Here is a 21,287-nt window from a genome sequence, read left to right as displayed (position 1 = left end):
TTTACCTAGTTTGGTATTTTAATAAAACTAAGGGGGAAAAAGAATGAAAAAAATGATGGTAATGCTTTTATCCGTTATTATGATTACTTCTATTTTTATGGTAGGGTGCACGTCTAAAGAGTCATCAGGTGGTGGAGAAGGAAGTTCAGACGCAGGGTATAGTGGTAAAACCTATAAATGGGTGGCGCAGTCACCATGGCCATCAGGAACAACCCTTCATTGGATGGCAGAAGAAATAGCTAGAGATATTACAGCAGCAACGGGAGGGCGTCTAGAAGTAGAAATGCATCCAGCAGGCTCAATTGTAGCAGCATTTGATATTTTAGATGCTGTTGATACAGGTACACTTGATGCCATTCATAGCTGGGAAGGTTATTGGGTTGGGCAAATTCAAGCAGCTGGCTTTTTTGCATCGATGCCTCTAGGAATGAATGAACAGCAATATATGACTTGGGTTCTACAAGATGAAGGTACAGAATTATGGAAAGAAACATTTGCAGATTACAATGTTGAAGTTCTACCAGCTGGTGCCTACACACCAGAAGTTTTCTACCATTCTACTGTTCCTATTCAAAATTTAGATGATCTAAAAGATTTAAGAGTACGTGGTTCCGCCTTCTGGGGAGAAATTCAATCACGCTTAGGGGCTAATGTAATAAATGTTCCAGGTGGAGAGGTGTATCAAGCACTAGAGCGTGGAATGGTTGATGCTGCAGAATTTGCTACCCCAACAGATAACTGGGGGTTAGGCTTCCATGAGGTTGCAGAATATCTTGTTGTACCTGGTGCACATCAACCAACTTCAACTTTCTCGTTTATGGTCAATCAGCAACGTTGGGATGAGCTTCCTGATGATTTAAAAGAGATTGTTATGCTTGTAACTGAAAACATGTGGGGCAAAGCTTGGTCTTATGCCGCTTATCAAGATATGCAAACGATGGAGAAATATAGAGAGCTAGAGGAGCAAGGAAAGCTAACGATAATCGAGTTTGATGAAGGAGATCAAGTTCGTATGAGTGAAGTAACGAATGAATACTATGCCGAGCTTGCTGAGAAAGATGAGCAGTTTAGAAAAGTATGGGAATCACAAAACAAATTCTTAGAAAAATACAACTATTGGAGAGACTTTATGAGTCCTAGTTACTAATGAGTTTAAACTGATTCATAACTAGAAGGTGATCTTCTACTTTCAATTAGGTACGAGAATAATTGGTTAATAATACTGCGTAAAAAGATGAGTTCCTTCTCATCTTTTTACGTTTCAAATCGTCAGGAGGGGTACAAGTGACGAACATCTTACTAAGAGTATCCAGAACTTGTGATGCCATAAGTGAGTGGGCAGGCAAAATAGTTAGCTGGTTTATTGGAGCATTAATATTAATTTTAACGTATGAGGTTGTTTCTCGGTTTGTCTTTAATAAAAATGTCCCATGGGCTATGGATGTTAGTTATATGCTTGGTGGTTCTGCCATTATCATTGGAGCTGCGTGGGCATTAAAAAATCGTCAGCATGTAAGGGTTGACGTCTTTTATGATCGATTTCCAACTAAAATTAAAGCAGTTGTTGATATTGTGTTTATTCTACTATTGTTTTTTCCGTTAATTATCTTTGGACTTTCTAATTCGTTTGATGCTGCTTTGCTTTCATGGCAAAGAAATGAACATATTATGACTGGAAACTGGCAGCCTCCTATATATCCTTTAAAAAGTGCAATTCCTCTCGCATTTTTACTTCTGTTTATTCAAGGAATAAGTGAATTGTGTAAAAGTATTTTACAGCTGAAAGGAAAGGAGGGGTAGTCATGGATGCTAGTGCATTAACTATTTTTATTTTAATGCTTGTAGGTTTAATGATTGGAATTTTTTCTGGGTATTATCTATTTATCGTTTTAGGTGCTCTTGGTTTGTTTTTTGGCCTCATTTTCTGGGGAGAAGGTGTCATTAATTTAATTACATTGAATGCATTTGATACGATTAGAAACTATTCACTCCTAGCTATTCCTTTATTTATTTTTATGGGTAATGTAATCGATCGTTCTGGGATTGCTGAACGATTGTTCCAAGCATTAAGTATCAACTTAGGTAGTATCCGTGGAGGGCTTGCAATCTCAGCATTACTTGTATCGATTTTATTCGGGGCGAGTACAGGAGTTGTTGGCGCAACCGTTGTAACGATGGGAGTATTATTTCTTCCTGCGATGCTAAAAAGAAATTATAACAAGTCTATGGCAACGGGTGTCATTTGTGCAGGAGGTACTCTAGGTGTTTTAATTCCTCCAAGTATTATGTTAATTCTTTATGGACCAGCTGCTGGTATATCAGTTGGTCAGTTGTTTTATGCAGCATTAATTCCAGGTTTATTAATGGGTTTTTTGTATATTGCGTATGTTCTTATCCGCTCGTACCTGAACCCAACGTTTGCACCTGCTATTCCGAAGGAGGAATTAGCTCAATATTCAACAAAGGATAAAGTCATTGGTATTCTCCATATCTTACCTGTTTTAGCAATAGTCTTGGCTGTATTAGGTTCTATATGGTTTGGAATTGCTCCACCAACTGAAGCAGCAGCTGTTGGTGCATTTGCATCGTTAATTGTTGCTGCAGCATATCGTGAACTTAATTTTTCAGTTATTAAAGAATCGCTCTACCGAACTGTACAAGTCTCGGCAATGGTTTACGCGATTATTATCTTTGCAGGCTTTTTTGTAAGTGTCTTTATGCGATTAGGCGGTGGTCGAATTGTTGAACAAGCTATTCTAGCTATTCCTCTAGAAAAATGGGGAATTTTCATTATGATGATGCTAATCGTCTTTGTCCTCGGCCTACTTATGGATTGGATTGCTTCTATTCTAATTATTATTCCTATTTTTACTCCAATTGCTGCGATGCTTGGATTTGATCCTATTTGGTTTGCGACAATGGTTTGTATTATGTATCAAACTTCCTTTTTAACCCCACCATTTGCCTACTCTATTTTTTACTTAAAAGGTGTTGCACCTAAGGAAGTACAAACGTCTGATATTATGCGAGGAGTATGGCCTTTTGTTGGTATTCAAGTATTAACTCTCATTTTATGTGCATTTTTCCCTGAAATTGTATTATGGTTGCCAAATAAGATGATCGGAAATTAGTCATTTAGGAGAAGGAGAGATAGAATTGCTTAACAATCGAGTGGTTTTCATAACTGGAGCTGGTAGTGGTATTGGCTTTGCCCTTGCTGAGCATTTTATAAAAGAAGGTGCCCAGTTAGCAATATGTGATATTAATGAGCAAAATTTGAACCAAGCTGGAGAAAATTTAAAAAGAATATCTGACCATGTACTGCCTATAGTTTGTGATGTAACGAATGAACAACAAATGGCAAAGACTGTTCAACAAATATTTGATCATTATGGAAAAATAGATATATTGATTAATAATGCAGGAAAGCAATTTATTTCAAATATTGAAGATTTTCCAACGGAAGCGTTTGAACTACTGACAAAAATAATGTTAATAGCTCCATTTATTTCAATAAAACATGTACTTCCAATTATGAAAAAACAAAAGTATGGTCGGATTATAAATATAGCCTCAATTAATGGATTAATAGGATTTGCTGGAAAAGCAGCTTACAATAGTGCAAAGCATGGTGTGATAGGGTTAACTAAAGTTGCAGCACTAGAATGTGCTAGGGATGGTGTTACGGTTAATGCACTTTGTCCAGGTTATGTTGATACACCGTTAGTACGAAACCAACTTGAAGATTTATCAAAATCAAGAAATGTAACATTAGAGCGTGTTCTTGAGGATATTATTTATCCGCTAGTACCGCAGCGGAGGCTATTAAATGTCGAAGAAGTTGCACATTATGCAACATTTCTTGCTAGTGAACAGGGTTCTGGGGTAACAGGACAGGCGGTAGTAATTGATGGTGGGTATACGGCCCAATAATAAAGAAGATCTTTGAGACTGATTTATATCAGTCTCTTTTTTAGTGAATTTTCATACAAAACAGTTTAACCTTACCTATAAAGAGCCAAAAAAAACCTATTGTTAAAAGACTTATTTAAATGAATATAGGAAGCCTTTTTTATCAAGGTTTCTAAAGTTGCTTCTTATAAACAATAAACAATAAACAATAAATAAAAAGGCTTTACAAAGGGAATATTACATTCATAAGGTTCTCAATTCATTTTTAAAAGCTTCACGCTCTGCGAAGAGCTTTTCTAAAAGATTATTGATTTTTATATCAAAAAAATTTTTATGAATATTTGTTAGAAGTAGAGACTAATGTTAACTATTAGGTTGCTAGTAGTTTATAAACTTTAATTGTACTCATTAAATATATGTTTACATCAATAAATGTTAACTTAATGTCGAAGTTTGGTTAACTAATAGAGGGTCAATGGTAGCTTTAAACTATATCTTGACAATTCTCGTAAATTTTCATAAAATTCAGGTATACAGACTGACTAGTCGGTCTTGATAAATGAACAAAGCTATATTAAGCGGAAAAAGGGTGAGAGAATGTTTAAAAAGGTATTGATTGCCAATAGAGGAGAGATCGCTGTCCGAGTTATCCGTGCTTGTAAAGAATTAGGTATTGAGACAGTGGCTGTTTATTCAGAAGCAGATAAAGAAGCATTACACGTTCACTTAGCAGATGAGGCATACTGCATTGGACCACACCTTTCTAGTAAAAGTTATTTAAACATGGTTAACTTGTTAAGTGTTGCTGTGAGTACTGGAGCGGACGCTATACACCCAGGATACGGGTTCTTAGCAGAAAATGCAGATTTTGCAGAGAAATGTGCGGAGCATAATATTACATTTATCGGGCCATCACCAGAAGCTATTAATAAAATGGGTGCAAAAGCAGTTGCTCGTGATACGATGCAAGCAGCAGGTGTTCCGATTGTACCAGGTACTGATGGAATTATCGAAAATATTGAAGATGCACTTGTTACTGCTAGAGATATCGGCTTCCCAGTAATGGTTAAAGCGACAGCTGGCGGTGGCGGGAAAGGTATGCGTGTAGCGCAGACTGAGGAAGACTTAAATAAAGCAATCTCAATGGCACAGCAAGAAGCTGAAACCGCTTTCGGTAACCCTGGTGTTTATTTAGAGAAATTTGTTGAGGAACCTCGTCACGTTGAAATTCAAATTATCGGAGATAGCTATGGAAATGTTGTCCATTTAGGAGAGCGTGATTGCTCTATTCAACGTCGACACCAAAAATTAATAGAAGAAGCTCCATCTCCAGCATTAGATGAAGAACTTCGTACACAGATGGGTGAAGCAGCATTAAAAGCAGCTCAAGCTGTTAACTACTGTGGTGCTGGAACGGTTGAGTTTTTATTAGATAAACATAAAAATTTCTATTTCATGGAAATGAATACTCGTATTCAAGTTGAGCATCCTGTATCTGAATTAGTAACAGGGGTAGACTTAATTAAGGAACAAATTTTAGTAGCGAGTGGTGAGAAGTTATCATTTACTCAAGAAGACATTCAAATCGAAGGATGGTCGATTGAATGCCGAATTAATGCAGAAAATCCTGATAAAAACTTCATGCCATCACCAGGGAAAATTGATATGTACTTACCTCCAGGTGGATTAGGTGTTCGTGTCGATAGTGCTGTTTACCCAGGATATACGATTACTCCATTCTACGATTCAATGATTGCAAAGTTAATCGTTCATGGTAGAGACCGTGAGGAAGCAATCGCAAGAATGAAACGAGCGCTGAATGAGTTTGTTATAGATGGTGTTGAAACAACTATACCGTTCCATCTTCGATTATTAGAACATCCAGACTTTATTTCTGGTAACTTTGATACAAAGTTTTTAGAAAAAAATAAAGTTTAAGAAGTAGCAAATAATAGGAAACATCAATAAGGTAAATGCAAAGTGTCTCCTGACTTTTGGAACAAAGGTTCCTAGAGTTGACCGTCTGAAATGGTAGGTGATTTGAAATGACACAATCAACTAAGGAGAGAATAACAGAAGCAGCCCTTCTATTATTTGAAGAAAATGGATTTCATGCAGTAACTGTTGATAAAATCGCAAGAGCGAGTGGGACATCAAAGGGCGGTTTCTATCACAATTTCAAATCCAAAGATGAGTTGCTATATACAATTCATGACTCATTTATCACATATGTACTAGATAAAGCGGAAGAAGCCTACCAAACATTTAACACACCAGCTGAAATATTATATGAGACTGTTAAATCCTTTGTAATGATGTTTGATATGTACAGGCCTCACGTTACTGTCTTTTATCAAGAAAGTTTATATTTAGCACCAGATTATTTTCAATCAATCAAACAGAAACGAGATCGCTATAAAGAAATGATGTTTAAGGTCGTTCAAGAAGGAATAGACCAAGGAGAATTTCGTCCAGAACTCCCTGTTCCTATAACATCAATGGGAATCTTCGGAATGATTAACTGGACATATAAATGGTATAAATCCAATGGCCGATATTCAATTGAAGAAATAGCATCGATTTATGCGGATTTCGTGATGCATTCAATATTAACAAAAGAAGCGGTTGAGAAACCTGAATATCAACGCTTTTTCTTAAAAAATCAATCAAACTTATAAACTAAGGAGTGTTTTTCATGTTTAAAATTACTGATCTTAAAGAACTTATCCGTGCGGTTGACAAATCTACTATTAGTGAATTAACGATTAAAGGTGAAGGGAAACAAGAAGTTACGATTAAACGTGGTACAACAACAGAATTTGCAGCACCTGCTGAAATAGTAGCGCCAGTAGCAGCGCCAACGCCTGCACCAGCAGCGGCACCAGCGCCAGCAGCAGCAGCTCAAGAAGAGAAGCAACCAGAAGCAGCAGCACCAGCTGTAGAAGATGCAAACCTTCATAAGATTACTTCACCAATGGTAGGAACATTCTACTCTTCTCCATCACCTGACTCTGATCCATATGTAAAAGCTGGTGATAAAGTGACACAAGAAAGTGTTGTTTGTATCGTTGAAGCAATGAAGTTAATGAACGAACTAGAAGCAGAAGTTAACGGTGAAATTGTAGAAGTATTAGTAGAAAATGGCCAATTAGTAGAATACGGACAACCATTATTCCTCGTTAAACTTGCATAATTGCAGAACTTAAATACCGATCAGAATGGAGGAATAGACAATGGACATGTTTGATAAACTCGATATTATGGAAGAACGCCGCGAAAAAGTTAAACTTGGTGGCGGTGAAGCCCGAATTGAAGCGCAACACGCAAAAGGCAAGTTAACGGCTCGTGAGCGTATCGACCTTCTTCTTGATGAGGATACATTTGTAGAAATAAACCCTTTCACTGAAACAAGAAGTGCTGAATTTGGTATGGCAGAAGCACCTGGTGAGGGTGTTGTAACTGGATACGGAAAAGTTGATGGTCGTCTCGTTTTCCTATTTGCCCAAGACTTTACAGTGTTTGGCGGAGCTTTAGGGGAAATGCATGCACAAAAAATTGCAAAAGTTATGGATTTAGCTGCTGAAAATGGCGCGCCATTCATCGGTTTAAATGACTCTGGTGGAGCTCGTATTCAGGAAGGTGTCCTTTCACTTGATGGATACGGTCATATTTTCTACCGTAACTCGATTTATTCTGGTGTTATTCCACAAATCTCAGTCATTATGGGACCTTGTGCTGGGGGAGCTGTTTATTCTCCTGCAATCACAGACTTTGTGTTCATGGTAGAAAAAACAAGTCAGATGTTTATTACAGGTCCAAAAGTTATTGAAAGTGTAACAGGGGCGAAAATTAATGCGGAAGATTTAGGCGGTGCACGCGTTCACTCTTCGGTAAGTGGAAATGCTCACTTTACAGCAGCTTCTGAAGAGGAAGTTTTAGCGGAAGTACGTAAGTTAATTAGTTATTTACCACCTAATAACGAACAAAAACCACCAGTAGTAGAGCCGAAAGAGAAGAAGCCTTTAAATGAGCGTATCGATGAATTGCTTGAAGTTGTCCCTGTTGATGGAACGAAGGTTTATGATGTTCGTAAAGTACTTGCCTTAATTTTAGATGATGGCGAATTTATGGAAGTCCAACCTAAATTTGCGAAGAATATCGTAAACGGTTTTGGTCGTATTAACGGAGAAACAGTAGGAATTGTGGCTAACAATCCAAAAATGATGGCTGGTGGGCTTGATATCGACTCTTCTGACAAATGTGCTCGCTTCATTCGTTTCTGTGATTGCTTTAATATTCCGATCATTACGTTTGAAGATGTTAGTGGATTTATTCCAGGTGTTCAACAAGAGCACGGCGGAATCATCCGCCATGGTGCAAAGATCTTATATGCATATTCTGAAGCTACTGTTCCAAAAATTACAGTTATACTTCGTAAAGCTTTTGGTGGTGCGTATGTTGCACTAAATAGTAAAGCAATTGGAGCAGATCTTGTGTTTGCTTGGCCAAATGCTGAGATTGCAGTAATGGGTCCAGAAGGTGCGGCAAATATCATTTTCGCAAAAGAAATTCGTGAAAGTGCTGATCCTGAAGCAACGAGGGCAGCAAAAATCCAAGAGTACCGAGAGCGCTTTGCTAATCCATATGTTGCGGCGGCTAACGGAATTGTCGATGATGTTATCGATCCGCGCGATACGAGAAAGAGCTTAGCGAATGCATTAGATATGCTAAAAAATAAAAAGAAATCATTACCGAAGAAGAAGCACGGAAACATCCCGCTATAAAAAAAGAGTGCGGGCAGGAGAGGGACCTAAAAGTAATTTATATATAATAGATAGAACAAGTGGAGAGTGCCGATTCGGTCGGACGGAGTAAATCGTTTGATAACATCATAATAAGAAGGGAGAGAGCGGTAAGTATTCGTTTGAGTGCTTACCGCAACTATTATGGAAGATAAAAAAGCATTAGAACCATTTTGGGAATTTCCGATTCCATCGTATGATGAATGGCGTGAAGTAACTGAAAAGTCGTTAAAAGGTGCTTCTTTTGAAAAGAAGTTAGTTACCAAAACGTATGAAGGAATTTCCTTACAACCGATGTATCAACGAAAAGATGCACAGGGTCTACCTTTTATCGATTCGCTTCCAGGGCAAAGTCCATTCTTAAGAGGAGCTGGGGCTGTCCCTTCTAAAGATAAGGCATGGGAAATTAGCCAAGAGCTTACGACATCAACGCCTAAGCAGTTTAATCTTGTTGCAAAACACGATTTATCGCGAGGCCAAACTGCATTGAATATTGTTTTAGATGAAGTGACAAAAAAAGGGCTTAGAATAGAAGATGCTCAACAATTAGTTGGGCAATCAGGATTAAACGTTACTAACGTAGAAGATATGCAAACAGCAATAGAAGATATTGATTTAGCGAAGGTTCCTGTTCACATTCACGCAGGAGCTAATTCTGTTCCAGTATTAGCTATGCTTTTAGGGGCTGCTAAAAAGAATAATACTGATGTTTCTGAGCTCAAGGGTGTTATTGGAATGGATCCAATTGGACAATTAGTCGAATATGGTTCAATCAATTACTCATTAGAAGATTGCTATAACGTAATGGCTGATACAGTAAAGTGGTCCAATGAAAATGCTCCATCTCTTCAAACAGTACTTGTTGAGGGAACACCATATCATAATGGTGGAAGTAGTGCTGTCGAAGAGTTAGCATTTTCATTAGCGACAGGAGTTGAATACTTACAGGCATTAACTTCTCGCGGAGTTTCAATCCAAGATGCAGCGAAATCAATAAATTTTGTTTTTTCAATTGGCGCAGATTATTTTATGGAAATTGGTAAACTACGTGCAGCGCGTATTCTATGGGCTAAAATTGTTTCTGCTTTCGGTGGAGAAGAGAATGATGGAACACTTAACATCCATGCACGAACATCATCATGGACTAAAACAAAATACGATCCATATGTAAATATGCTCAGAACAACTTCAGAGGCATTTGCAGCTGCAGTTGGAGGTGCTAACAGTATTCATGTTAGTCCATTCGATGAGCCAATTCAAAAATCAACGGCGTTTTCTCGTCGTATCGCTCGCAATATCTCAATTATTTTACAAGAAGAATCTCACATTGGAAAAACAGCCGATCCTGCTGGTGGTTCTTGGTACATTGAGGTACTAACAAATGAGCTAGCTGAAAAGGCTTGGGTACTTTTCCAACAGGTAGAGGAAACAGGTGGTATTCTCGAAGCATTAAAAGCAGGTATGCCACAGCAGAAAGTCGCTGAAACGAAAACGAGCCGTTTAAATAACATTGCACAACGTAAGGACATCGTTGTTGGGACTAATATGTATGCGAATACAACTGAAAAAGCAATTGAAGTCATACCAGAAGATGATACGACTTTTATTGAACAGCATTTAAGTGAGAAATTAAATGCAAAAGCAACAACAGTACAATTCAGTGCAGAAACAAATACTGTCGATCAAGCTCTTCAGTTTGCTATGAACGGGGCATCGGTTGCTGTTCTTGCAAGCAGTTTACGAAATGCGGATGATATTGTGACAATTGAACCGATCATTGCAAGTAGAGGTGCTGAAAAGTTTGAAGAACTTCGCCAAGCTAATGAAGCGTTTACAAAAGAGCATGGTGAACCAGTTAAAGTGTTCTTAGCCAACCTAGGGCCGATTCCTAGCCATAAAGCCAGAGCAGACTTTACGGCAGGTTTCTTTGAAGTAGGTGGATTTGAAATCATCCGAAATAACGGCTTTATGACTAGTGCTGAAGCATCTCAAGCGGCATTAGATTCAAAGGCTAGCGTTGTTGTTATTTGTGGAAAAGATGAAAGCTACCAAGAACAGGCAACTGATATTATTAAATCAATTAAACAAGCGAACGAAGATATTACAGTTATGATTGCTGGCAAACCTACGGAAGAAGATGAAGTGAACTACCGTAATGCAGGTGTCGACGAATTCGTTCATCTTCGTTCCAACTGCTATGAAGTTTTACGCAAGCTTCAAGTTGAGAAAGGGGTTGTTAAAGGATGACGAAGCCAGATTTTACGAATATATCTTTTACAGCAGAAAAGCCTTCTTCTAATTTAGACAACTGGCGCAAGCAAGCAGAGCAAACGACTGGGGCTTCAATAGAAGATCTAACTTTTCATACAACTGAAAAAATTGATGTGAAACCCCTTTATACGAAAGAAGATACGGAGGGTATGAAGCATCTCGATTATGTTGCAGGGATTGCTCCTTTCTTCAGAGGACCTTACCCAGCAATGTATAAAGCTCGTCCATGGACAGTTCGCCAATATGCAGGTTTTTCAACTGCAGAGGAAAGTAATGCTTTTTATCGACGTAACTTAGCAGCTGGGCAAAAAGGTTTATCGATTGCATTTGACTTAGCTACTCACCGTGGTTACGATTCGGACCATCCACGTGTAGTAGGTGACGTAGGTAAAGCTGGTGTTGCAGTAGACTCCATCTTAGATATGAAGATCTTATTTGATGGCATTCCACTTGATCAAATGTCCGTTTCGATGACGATGAACGGCGCTGTGCTTCCAGTTATGGCTTTCTATATTGTTGCCGCAGAAGAACAGGGTGTTAAACAAGAGCTTCTTTCAGGAACGATCCAAAATGATATTTTAAAAGAATACATGGTACGTAATACGTATATTTATGGTCCTGAAATGTCGATGAAAATCATTGCTGATATTTTTGAATATACATCCAAGTATATGCCGAAATTTAATAGTATTAGTATTTCGGGTTACCACATGCAAGAAGCTGGTGCTACAGCTGATATCGAATTAGGTTACACGTTAGCAGATGGTTTGGAGTATGTTAAGACTGGATTAAAAGCAGGTATTGATATTGATAAATTTGCGCCACGCTTATCCTTCTTCTGGGCAATTGGAATGAACTATTACATGGAAGTAGCTAAGATGAGAGCAGGACGTCTTATTTGGGCTAAACTTATGAAACAATTTAACCCGAAAAACGATAAATCATTAGCACTTCGTACACATTCACAAACGTCGGGATGGAGTTTAACTGAGCAAGATCCATTTAATAACGTTACACGTACTTGTATTGAAGCAATGGCTGCAGCATTAGGGCATACTCAATCGTTGCATACAAATGCTTTAGATGAAGCAATTGCCTTACCAACAGACTTTTCGGCTCGAATTGCTCGTAATACACAACTATACCTTCAAGATGAAACAGGTATTACGAATGTATTAGATCCTTGGGGTGGCTCGTACTACGTAGAATCGTTAACAGCTGAACTTGTTGAAAAAGCATGGGCTCACATTCAAGAAGTTGAAGAGCTTGGAGGTATGGCTAAAGCGATTGAAACAGGCCTACCGAAAATGCGTATTGAAGAAGCAGCAGCAAGACGTCAAGCTCATATCGACTCGGGTAAAGAGTCCATTATCGGCGTGAACAAGTATCGACTAGAAAAAGAAGATCCAATTGAAATTCTTGATATTGACAATACCGCAGTTAGAGAAGCACAAATTCGCAGGCTTGAAAAATTAAGAGCTGAACGTGATCAAGCGAAAGTTGATGCTGCTTTAAATGCGATCACTCAAGCAGCTGAAACAGGAAAAGGAAACTTACTAGAGCTTTCTGTTGAAGCAGCTCGTGTACGTGCTAGCTTAGGTGAAATTTCTGATGCGATTGAAAAAGTAGCCGGAAGACATAAGGCGGTGATTAGGTCGATTAGTGGAGTTTATAGTTCAGAGTTTGGTGATGCAGAACAAGTGAAAATCGTTCGTGAAATGACGGACGAATTTGAAGAGCGTGAAGGACGTAGACCGAGAATTATGGTTGCTAAAATGGGCCAAGATGGACACGACCGAGGTGCAAAAGTTATTTCGACTGCATTTGCTGATTTAGGATTTGACGTTGATATCGGACCGTTATTCCAGACGCCTGAAGAAGCAGCGTTACAAGCAGTTGAAAACGACGTTCACGTGTTAGGTGTAAGTTCGTTAGCAGCTGGTCATAAAACTCTTTTACCACAAGTAGTTGCTGAGTTAGAGCGTCTAGGACGCGGTGATATCGCAGTTGTAATTGGTGGGGTTATTCCAGCCCAAGATTACGATTACTTAAAAGAAAAAGGTGCTGCTGCTATTTTCGGACCTGGAACAGTCATTCCAGTTGCAGCTGAAAAAGTATTAGTAGAAGTAAATCGTAGACTTGGTTATGAGGATAGCAATGAGTAACGATAGATCTAGACCCGAATGGGCGACAGATCAAGCTGAAGGTTATGCAAGTCATTACCTAAAAGGAACTGAAGGGGGACATGACGGTATGACAAGCAATAAAAAAGCGGTGGCGGGGAATTCGTATCCTCGTCGCCGTCAGCTTTCTGTTGACGACTATGTAAAAGGAGTACTAGCAGGTAATCGTGCGATTATTGCTCAAGCCATTACTTTAGTTGAAAGTAACTCACAAAAGCATATCCAGCTCGGTCAAGAAGTATTAAAGAAATTAATGCCGTATACAGGTAACTCGATCCGTATTGGATTTACTGGTGTTCCTGGAGCAGGAAAAAGTACACTCATCGAAGCATTTGGGACGATGTTATGCGATCAAGGTCATAAAGTTGCCGTATTAGCTGTCGATCCGTCTAGTAGTTTATCAAAGGGAAGTATTCTTGGAGATAAAACGAGAATGGAAAATCTCTCGAGGAATCAAAATGCTTACGTTCGTCCATCCCCTGCTGGTGGAACATTAGGTGGAGTAGCTAGAAAAAGTCGTGAAACATTACTTATTTGTGAAGCGGCAGGTTATGACGTTATTATCGTTGAAACTGTAGGTGTTGGTCAGAGTGAAATTACTGTCCGTTCTATGGTGGATTTCTTCCTTGTTATCATGTTGACCGGGGCTGGTGATGAACTGCAAGGAATGAAGAAAGGTGTTATGGAAATTGCTGATGCCATCTTCATAAACAAAGCGGACGGTAATAATAAACAGGCTGCTTTAAATGCAAGAGCTGAATACAATCGCTTATTACACTTTCTTCAACCAGCTACAAAGGGTTGGGAAACACAAGCCTATACGGTCTCTGCTTTAACTGGTGAGGGTGTACCAAATATATGGGAAGTCATTCAAAGATACGAGCAGGAGACAAAATCATCAGGAGTGTTTGACGAAAGGCGAAAACAGCAAATGTTAGATTGGGTAAGGACGCTAATCGAAGACCAGCTAAAAACTCGCTTCTACCAAAATGCAAAAGTAAAAGAAAACATTCCAATCATTGAAAAGCTACTAATTAATGGCGAAACTTCACCAACATTAGCTGTCCAATCACTATTGGAAATTTATGATGAGCAAAATTAAAAAATGCCAGACACCTTATTGATAGGTGCCTGGCATCTTTGATTTTACTCAAGAGAATCTATATAAATTAAGTTAAAATTGACATTTTGCTACAGATTACCTAATCATCTTGTTGGTCTTCACTATAAAAATAGAATAAAATACTTATGAGATATATGATAGTGTTAAAGTCTTTTTAAAACGAGCTTTGTCTAAGGATAGGCCAAGGAAATTATTGAAAAGTTGTTTTATAGAATTTTAAATTTTTAGTTTACTGGGGGAAATCTTATGTCAGTTTGTTCGAGTTGCTCTTCCTTTCCTGATCTTAGTGAAAGCGGGTCATTGTTCATTTATTGTCGTGTAGAAGCTATTTTCTTGCAATTACTTGATAATATAAAGAAAACATATAGTTTAACATACGAAGGGCAAGTAATAAAAATCCCCTATGATACTTTCTTAATGCTAGAGCAGATAGTTAATGATATTGATCATACGTTAGAAGGGAATTCTGAGGGTGTGTTTGGTAGTTGGGGTGATGATCAGAGTCAGACTCAACCATATTTGTTTCCGACAATGACTCGATTTGATCAATTAAAGGAGAGAATTAATCATAGAGATCTACTAACAATTATTAATCAACGCAAATTTACACATCATGTTCAACCAATTATTAGCTTGAAGGATGATTCGCTCTATGGTTATGAGTTTTTACTAAGACAAACTGATAAAGAGTATCCGTTTTTTCCTGGAGAGCTTTTTGCCTTTTCACAGAGAGCTGGATTGCAATCTTTACTAGACAGCCATGCGAGAATTGCGTCAATTGAAGTAGGTGCGAAGCTTCTAGAGGAGGGGCAGAAGCGTTTTATTAATTTTTTACCTTCTTCAATCTATGATCCTAATCATTGTTTGAAGAGTACCTTCAAAGTAGTTGAACAATATAATGTTAATCCTAGTGACTTAGTCTTTGAAGTTGTTGAAACTGAAAACATTAAAGATATGGAACATTTAAAAAGGATTTTTGAAACTTACAAACAGCATGGCATCCATGTTGCATTAGATGATATTGGTTCTGGTTACTCAACAATAGAGGTATTAAAGGAGCTCAGTCCTAACTTTGCTAAAATTGATCGTCAGTTAGTGGATCACTGTGATATAGTCAAAGAAAAGCAGAAAAAACTTAAAGCGATACAAGATGTTGCTAATGGCAATAATATTATCTTATTAGCTGAAGGAATTGAAAGAAGAGAAGAATTACTATACTGTAAAGACATAGGTATTCATCTCGCCCAAGGCTATTATATCGGAAGGCCAGCACCTTTACCTTTACAAAATCAATAAATTTTTTTCTCTTAGCCTGACTGTTATAAGTCAGGCTATTTTGTTGCCTAGTGTTCTATTATTAAACCAATGTATCGTATAATCTTGTGAACGAAAAAATTTTTTATTGACTATTTTGTACCGACCATATGTTAAAATTAGAATATTCAAAAAAGGAGGTTGAATATGTTTAAAAATAGAATACCAGTCGTCCAAACAAAGTTTACTCCTCCGATACTAAAAGAAACGAACATTAGTCGCCTTCATTTAATGAAAAAGATGCGGGCAATGGATAACAACCGTCTAACACTTGTGCATTCAGGACCTGGGTATGGTAAAAGTACATCAATAGCTGCTTATTTAAACAATCAATCTAAACCATATTGTTGGTATTCAATAACGAAAGATGAAGATCATATCCATCCATTTATTATTCATATGATTTACTCGATTCAACAAAAGTATAGTCATTTTGGTCTTCGATTATTGGAGTACTTAATGACAGAAAGTGTCTTAAATATTGAAGATCAGATAGAATATCTTGCATCAGAGTATGTAAATGAATTACTTGGAATAAGAGAAGAATGTATCTTAGTTATTGATGATTTCCATCTTGTTGAAACGACAAAACCTATAGAACGATGGTTATTGTTTATTATTAAACATTTACCAAAGCACGTTCATCTCATTATTTCTAGCCGAGTTCGACCAACATGGGATATTTTTACGAAAATGATTGTTCATGGAGATTTAGTAGAAATTACAGAAAATGAGCTAGCTTTTTCTAAGGATGAAGTAGAAGTTTTATTTTCTGATTTTTATCAAATTCCTATTACAGAACATGAATTAGAACAAATCTATAATAAGACCGAGGGCTGGATTATCGCGATACAAATGGTATGGCAACAAATGAAACTTGATAGTTATATTAGGGAGAATGAATGGGAAGCACAGACGAATGAAGAATTTTTTAGGTATCTAGCACTTGAGGTATTTTCTAAACAACCAATAAGGATCAAAGAGTTCTTATTAAAAACAAGTATTGTTGAAGACCTGCATCCAGTGCTGCTAGAAGAAGTAGTAGGAATACAAAATTCTCGAGACTTATTAAGTGTATTAATTAAACAAAATCTATTAATTTATCAAGTTGGTCAAGAACAGTATAGGTATCATGCTTTATTTAGAGACTTTCTACTACAACAATTACAAGAAAACTCAAGCTTATTTAATTCACTTCATAATAAATTAGCCCAGTATTATAAAGGAAATGGCGATTATGAAAAAAGCATGTATCATTTTGCAGAAATTAAGAATTATGAACAAGTTGCAAAATTAATTCAAGCACAAGGTCTCGATTTGTTAGCACAAGGAAAAATTGAGTTGTTATCAAACTTTATAGATTGTTTGCCAGAAGTATTAAAAACCAAATTTGCACTCATTTGGTTTATTGAAGGTGAAATTAACAGATATTTTTGCTGTTATGAGAAAGCGCTTTCAAATTATAATCAACTAATTGACATTGCCGTAGCTAAAGGTGATTTAATTTGTGAAAGTTTAGGAAATGAAGGAAAGGCTAAAATATTCCTTGATACGATCCAACCTGCTAAAGCAGATAACTATTTAGCCAGAGCCATTGAGTTAATGGAAAAAAGTGATAAAAAGGAAGTTAGAATCCTACACCTATATAGTTTAATGGCAGAGAACCTAGTTAATTTAGGTAAAGCCTTTGAAGCAGAAAAATGGCTCTACAAGTGTAAGCAGCTAGATCCAAGGTATGAAAAAGAAGAGCTAGAATCTCGACTTTATTTAAGAACAGGACGTTTAGAACAGGCTAGGGAGCTTCTTGAAAAGTCCAAAGAAAGAAATGATATAACTAACGATCTATCTCGGTCTCATCGTGAAACTGACTTGATTTTGTCCATTGTATATTCTTATATGGGTGAAGCAGAGCGTTCTAAACGGTTAGCTGAACAAGGTATATTAAGAGGGACCTCAAGAAAAGCACCATTTGTGGAAGCGTGTGGGTGGATTCGGATGGGGCATGCGGTGCAAATTCAAAAACGTTATAAACCGGAGCTAGCGGTTCATTGCTATGAGACAGCGTTAGAATTAATGGATCAACTTAATATGTCTAGAGGTAAATCGGAAGCATACTTAGGTCTTTGTTTACTATATGGGAAGATTGGCGACTATCAAGCTTCCAGAAATGCGGGTGAACTTGCGTTAGAAGAACCGAATCGGGTTAAGGATATATGGCTATCTTCATATATTCACTTAGCTCTAGGTATAGCTGCGTTTTATGAAAAAAACGATAGGGTTGCCGATGAAGAGCTTTTGGCAAGCTACGAAGGGTTTAAGCAGTGTGGATGTTTATTTGGAGAAACAGCTAGTTTATTTTGGTTAAGTCGATTCGCTTTTTCAAGTCAAGATCAAGTAAAATTTATTTCGTTCATGAACAAGTTTTTAAATAGTATAAAAGATTCTCAATATGATTTCTTACTCACCGCTTCAACTTTATACGGTCCTAAGGATGTAGAAGAGGCGATACCGATGTTCTTAGAGGCAAAGAAACAAAGTGTTCGGATTGAACAAACCACGTCACTTTTAAATAAGTTGGGATATGAGCAAATTAGTTTTCACCCAGGTTATACGGTTAAAGTACAACTATTTGGTGACTTCCAAGTATGGCTTGGAGATAAAAAAGTAAATGATAAAGCGTGGAAACGGGAAAAGGCGAAAGAATTACTTCAACTTTTCTTAACGAAAAAAGGAAGGATGCTTTCAAAAACAGAGCTGATCTCACATTTATGGGCAGATGTTGATGAAGAAGCAGCCAACCGTGATTTTAAAGTCGCTTTAAATGCACTCAATAAAGTGCTTGAGCCTAATCGAAAACCGAGAGAAGTTCCGTTCTTTATTACTCGTGAGGGAAGTATGTATGGTTTAAACGAAGAAGCTTCATTCGATATAGATTGTTATGTTTTTCAAGAACACGTTCAACAAGGTATTGAAGAAAAAGACCTTTTTATTGCTAAAGACAAATTGATGCGTGGGCTAGAGCTATTTATAGATGAATTTTTGCCATCAAGAAAATATAATGATTGGTGCAGCGATGAAAGAGAACGTTTTTCATCTTTATACTTAAGAGGTTCCGAAAAGCTAGCCCAGCTTTTTGTTGGAGATGAACAGTTTGATGATGCAATCACCTTATGTGATGCTATCCTCAAAGTCGACCGTTGTTGGGAAGAAGCGTATAGGTTGCTAATGTATAGTTATTATCGTAAACATAATCGCCCGTATGCATTAAGAGTGTTCGAGAAATGTAAGAAAAATCTAGAACAAGAGCTTGGAGTTGAACCGATGGAGTCGACGTTAAGAATGCTTGAGGTGATTAAGGAGCCAGATAATATAGATACGGTCGTTTAAAAGGTAACTCAATTGAAACAAAATGACATGCGCCCATCGCATGTCATTTTAATTTGCAACTATAATGCAACCTTTAAGAATTAAAGTATAGTTAACTACTGAAGCCTAAGGAGGTGTGAATGATGAAAGATACAAAGATATATGCTAATGGATTACACTTTCATATGATCGATTATGGTGGTGAAGGTGAAGAAACAATTATTTGTATACATGGATTAACCGCAAATGGCCGATGTTGGGATGCTATCGCAGAAAAATTAGTTAAACATTATCGAGTAATGGCCATTGATTTAAGGGGAAGAGGAGATAGTTCAAAACCAGCTTCAGGGTACCATGTTAATGAACATGTAAAAGATATTCATGCCATTATCCAACAGTTAAATTTAGAGAAGGTCATCTTAGTAGGTCATTCATTAGGTGCGATGATTGGAGTTGTGTTTTCTTCGATGTATCCTGAAACTTTGTCTTCACTCATTCTAATAGATGGAGGCGAAGACTTAAGAGAGGAGGTAGTTGATTTATTACATCCCTCTATTAATAGAGTTGAAAGAAGTTATGAGAATTTTTATAGCTACATTACTCAAGTAAGTGAAATTCCATTTTTTAGCCCATGGAACAACTACTTAGAACAATATTTCTATTCCGATGTTGTTCATTATGATGACGGGACGGTTATCTCGAAGACAAAAAAGAACATTATCCAAGAAGAATTGGACAATTTAATGCAACCCATTATTAATACATGTCATTCGAGTATCACCGTTCCTACATTAATATTGTGGGCACCAAACTGTTTATTTCATCCTACAGCGTATTTAATTAGTAGAGAAACTGGGACCAAACTTTCTGAAATGATAGATGATAGTAAATTTATAGAAATAAGGGGAGCCAATCATTTTTCAATTTTGTTTCATGAGTTTGAACAGACTTCGTCGGAAATTATTCATTTCTTAAAAGAAGTTCAATCGAAAAAATCAATTGCAACTAAAATGTAACTCTAATCATCCATACTACAATTACAAGAATTTATTAATTTCAAGGGGGAAGTAAAATGGGTAAAAAGAAATTCTTTCTTAGTTTTTTAAGTTTAATGCTCGGTATATTTTTACTTACGGCTTGTGGTTCAAATGATACAAGTAGTGAACCTGAAGGAAATGTAGATCCTGAAGAAATGGATACAGAAACTGAAGAAGTTGTAAGAGTGGGTGTTCTTACTTCACTAACAGGTGCATTAGAGGCATATGGGGCGCAAACTGTGAAAGGATTTGAACTAGGTCTTGAGTATGCAACGAATGGAACGATGGAAGTTGCAGGTAAAAAGATTGAGTACATTATTGAAGACACAGAAACCCAACCAGACGTGGCTGTTCAGAAAGCGACAAGATTACTTGAAGATTACAATGTTGACTTCATTGTAGGTTCGTCTTCCTCAGGAGATACTTTAGCAGTGTTACCGTTAGTCGAAGAATATGAAAAAATTATGATTGTAGAGCCTGCAGTTGCTGATAGTATTACGGGAGCTAACTGGAATAAACATATTTTCCGTACAGGTAGAAGTTCTTCACAAGACGCGATTGCAGGAGCAGCAGCAATTGCAGCTGATGGGGTAAAAATTGCAACGTTAGCACAAGATAATGCATTCGGAAGAGATGGTGTTGGGGCATTTGCTCAAACAGCAAAAGAACTAGGAGCTGATGTTGTTCACGAAGAATATGCAGATCCAGCGGGAGTAGATTTCGCTGCAAATATTCAACGTATTATTAATGCAGAACCTGATTATTTGTTTGTCATTTGGGCAGGAGCAAACTCACCTTGGGGACAATTAGCTGACATGAAAATTCAAGATCGTGGAATTCAAATTTCAACAGGTGCTCCAGATATTGCTGCACTTCGCACAATGGATGCAGTCGTTGGTATGAAAGGTTTTACGGTTTATCATCATAGTCTACCAAGCAATGAAGTGAATGATTGGTTAGTAGAAGAGCATCAGAAACGTCATGGTGGTGAAATGCCAGACCTATTTACTCCAGGTGGTTTTTCAGCTGCAATGGCTGTTGTTCAAGCCTTAGAAAATAGTAATGGTGCAACTGATGCCGATACGTTAATAGAGACGATGCGTGGAATGACATTTGATACACCTAAGGGACCGATGACTTTCCGCCCAGAAGATCATCAAGCGATGCAAACAATGTATGCGATTACATTAGAACGCACAGATGATTTCGATTATCCAGTTCCTGTTATCATTCGTGAACTTTCACCAGAAGAAACAGCACCACCAATATTAAATTAACA

General features: G+C 37.5%; 15 protein-coding genes. All 15 read left to right on the top strand.

Annotation, left to right across the window (positions count from 1 at the left end):
• Window positions 1-43: 43 nt before the first annotated feature.
• The 15 genes from GKP30_RS05485 to GKP30_RS05415 all read left to right on the top strand — a co-directional run bounded on the left by GKP30_RS05485 (window position 44) and on the right by GKP30_RS05415 (window position 21,285).
• Window positions 44-1,147, top strand: a complete 1,104-nt coding sequence (locus GKP30_RS05485) for a TRAP transporter substrate-binding protein (RefSeq protein ID WP_216828396.1) — start codon at window positions 44-46, stop codon at window positions 1,145-1,147.
• 137 nt (window positions 1,148-1,284) lie between these two features.
• Window positions 1,285-1,800 (top strand): TRAP transporter small permease subunit, encoded by a 516-nt coding sequence (locus GKP30_RS05480; RefSeq protein ID WP_216828395.1) that lies wholly within the window; start codon window positions 1,285-1,287, stop codon window positions 1,798-1,800.
• Between the two features lie 2 nt (window positions 1,801-1,802).
• The gene (locus GKP30_RS05475) at window positions 1,803-3,131 is read left to right on the top strand and encodes a TRAP transporter large permease (RefSeq protein WP_216828394.1); all 1,329 of its coding nucleotides are present in this window, start codon (window positions 1,803-1,805) and stop codon (window positions 3,129-3,131) included.
• A gap of 25 nt (window positions 3,132-3,156) precedes the next feature.
• On the top strand, window positions 3,157-3,933 hold the full coding sequence (locus GKP30_RS05470) for a 3-hydroxybutyrate dehydrogenase (RefSeq protein WP_216828393.1): 777 nt from the start codon (window positions 3,157-3,159) through the stop codon (window positions 3,931-3,933).
• A gap of 576 nt (window positions 3,934-4,509) precedes the next feature.
• A complete protein-coding gene (gene accC / locus GKP30_RS05465) occupies window positions 4,510-5,850 on the top strand; it encodes an acetyl-CoA carboxylase biotin carboxylase subunit (protein ID WP_216828392.1) in 1,341 nt (446 codons plus the stop codon).
• Between the two features lie 107 nt (window positions 5,851-5,957).
• The gene (locus tag GKP30_RS05460; protein ID WP_216828391.1) at window positions 5,958-6,590 is read left to right on the top strand and encodes a TetR/AcrR family transcriptional regulator; all 633 of its coding nucleotides are present in this window, start codon (window positions 5,958-5,960) and stop codon (window positions 6,588-6,590) included.
• A gap of 17 nt (window positions 6,591-6,607) precedes the next feature.
• Window positions 6,608-7,105: an acetyl-CoA carboxylase biotin carboxyl carrier protein gene (gene accB, locus GKP30_RS05455; RefSeq protein ID WP_216828390.1), complete on the top strand. Its 498-nt coding sequence runs from the start codon at window positions 6,608-6,610 to the stop codon at window positions 7,103-7,105.
• Window positions 7,106-7,151: 46 nt separating this feature from the next.
• Window positions 7,152-8,696, top strand: a complete 1,545-nt coding sequence (locus GKP30_RS05450; protein ID WP_407928586.1) for an acyl-CoA carboxylase subunit beta — start codon at window positions 7,152-7,154, stop codon at window positions 8,694-8,696.
• 144 nt (window positions 8,697-8,840) lie between these two features.
• The gene (locus GKP30_RS05445) at window positions 8,841-10,961 is read left to right on the top strand and encodes a methylmalonyl-CoA mutase family protein (protein ID WP_216828388.1); all 2,121 of its coding nucleotides are present in this window, start codon (window positions 8,841-8,843) and stop codon (window positions 10,959-10,961) included.
• Window positions 10,958-13,150: a methylmalonyl-CoA mutase gene (scpA, locus tag GKP30_RS05440; RefSeq protein WP_216828387.1), complete on the top strand. Its 2,193-nt coding sequence runs from the start codon at window positions 10,958-10,960 to the stop codon at window positions 13,148-13,150. Before GKP30_RS05445 ends, scpA begins: the two co-directional genes overlap by 4 nt.
• On the top strand, window positions 13,143-14,270 hold the full coding sequence (meaB, locus tag GKP30_RS05435) for a methylmalonyl Co-A mutase-associated GTPase MeaB (RefSeq protein ID WP_216828386.1): 1,128 nt from the start codon (window positions 13,143-13,145) through the stop codon (window positions 14,268-14,270). The genes scpA and meaB overlap by 8 nt, the downstream gene beginning before the upstream one ends.
• 267 nt (window positions 14,271-14,537) lie before the next feature.
• Window positions 14,538-15,587: an EAL domain-containing protein gene (locus GKP30_RS05430; protein ID WP_216828385.1), complete on the top strand. Its 1,050-nt coding sequence runs from the start codon at window positions 14,538-14,540 to the stop codon at window positions 15,585-15,587.
• A 165-nt stretch (window positions 15,588-15,752) separates the two neighbouring features.
• A complete protein-coding gene (locus GKP30_RS05425; RefSeq protein ID WP_216828384.1) occupies window positions 15,753-18,992 on the top strand; it encodes a BTAD domain-containing putative transcriptional regulator in 3,240 nt (1,079 codons plus the stop codon).
• Window positions 18,993-19,111: 119 nt separating this feature from the next.
• A complete protein-coding gene (locus GKP30_RS05420; RefSeq protein WP_216828383.1) occupies window positions 19,112-19,987 on the top strand; it encodes an alpha/beta fold hydrolase in 876 nt (291 codons plus the stop codon).
• A 56-nt stretch (window positions 19,988-20,043) separates the two neighbouring features.
• The gene (locus GKP30_RS05415; protein ID WP_216828382.1) at window positions 20,044-21,285 is read left to right on the top strand and encodes a substrate-binding domain-containing protein; all 1,242 of its coding nucleotides are present in this window, start codon (window positions 20,044-20,046) and stop codon (window positions 21,283-21,285) included.
• Window positions 21,286-21,287 lie beyond the last annotated feature (2 nt).

This window comes from Alkalihalobacterium elongatum (assembly GCF_019024285.1).
In the GTDB taxonomy this organism is placed as follows: Bacteria; Bacillota; Bacilli; order Bacillales; family Bacillaceae_F; genus Alkalihalobacterium; species Alkalihalobacterium elongatum.
This window is presented reverse-complemented; position numbering and strand designations above follow the sequence as displayed.

Excerpts from the sequence above, each read along its gene's own strand:
- GKP30_RS05485 (WP_216828396.1), top strand. The coding sequence starts at position 44 with ATGAAAAAAATGATGGTAATGCTTTTATCCGTTATTATGATTACTTCT.
- GKP30_RS05475 (WP_216828394.1), top strand. The coding sequence starts at position 1,803 with ATGGATGCTAGTGCATTAACTATTTTTATTTTAATGCTTGTAGGTTTA.
- accC (WP_216828392.1), top strand. The coding sequence starts at position 4,510 with ATGTTTAAAAAGGTATTGATTGCCAATAGAGGAGAGATCGCTGTCCGA.
- GKP30_RS05460 (WP_216828391.1), top strand. The coding sequence starts at position 5,958 with ATGACACAATCAACTAAGGAGAGAATAACAGAAGCAGCCCTTCTATTA.
- accB (WP_216828390.1), top strand. The coding sequence starts at position 6,608 with ATGTTTAAAATTACTGATCTTAAAGAACTTATCCGTGCGGTTGACAAA.
- GKP30_RS05450 (WP_407928586.1), top strand. The coding sequence starts at position 7,152 with ATGTTTGATAAACTCGATATTATGGAAGAACGCCGCGAAAAAGTTAAA.
- scpA (WP_216828387.1), top strand. The coding sequence starts at position 10,958 with ATGACGAAGCCAGATTTTACGAATATATCTTTTACAGCAGAAAAGCCT.
- meaB (WP_216828386.1), top strand. The coding sequence starts at position 13,143 with ATGAGTAACGATAGATCTAGACCCGAATGGGCGACAGATCAAGCTGAA.
- GKP30_RS05430 (WP_216828385.1), top strand. The coding sequence starts at position 14,538 with ATGTCAGTTTGTTCGAGTTGCTCTTCCTTTCCTGATCTTAGTGAAAGC.
- GKP30_RS05425 (WP_216828384.1), top strand. The coding sequence starts at position 15,753 with ATGTTTAAAAATAGAATACCAGTCGTCCAAACAAAGTTTACTCCTCCG.
- GKP30_RS05420 (WP_216828383.1), top strand. The coding sequence starts at position 19,112 with ATGATGAAAGATACAAAGATATATGCTAATGGATTACACTTTCATATG.
- GKP30_RS05415 (WP_216828382.1), top strand. The coding sequence starts at position 20,044 with ATGGGTAAAAAGAAATTCTTTCTTAGTTTTTTAAGTTTAATGCTCGGT.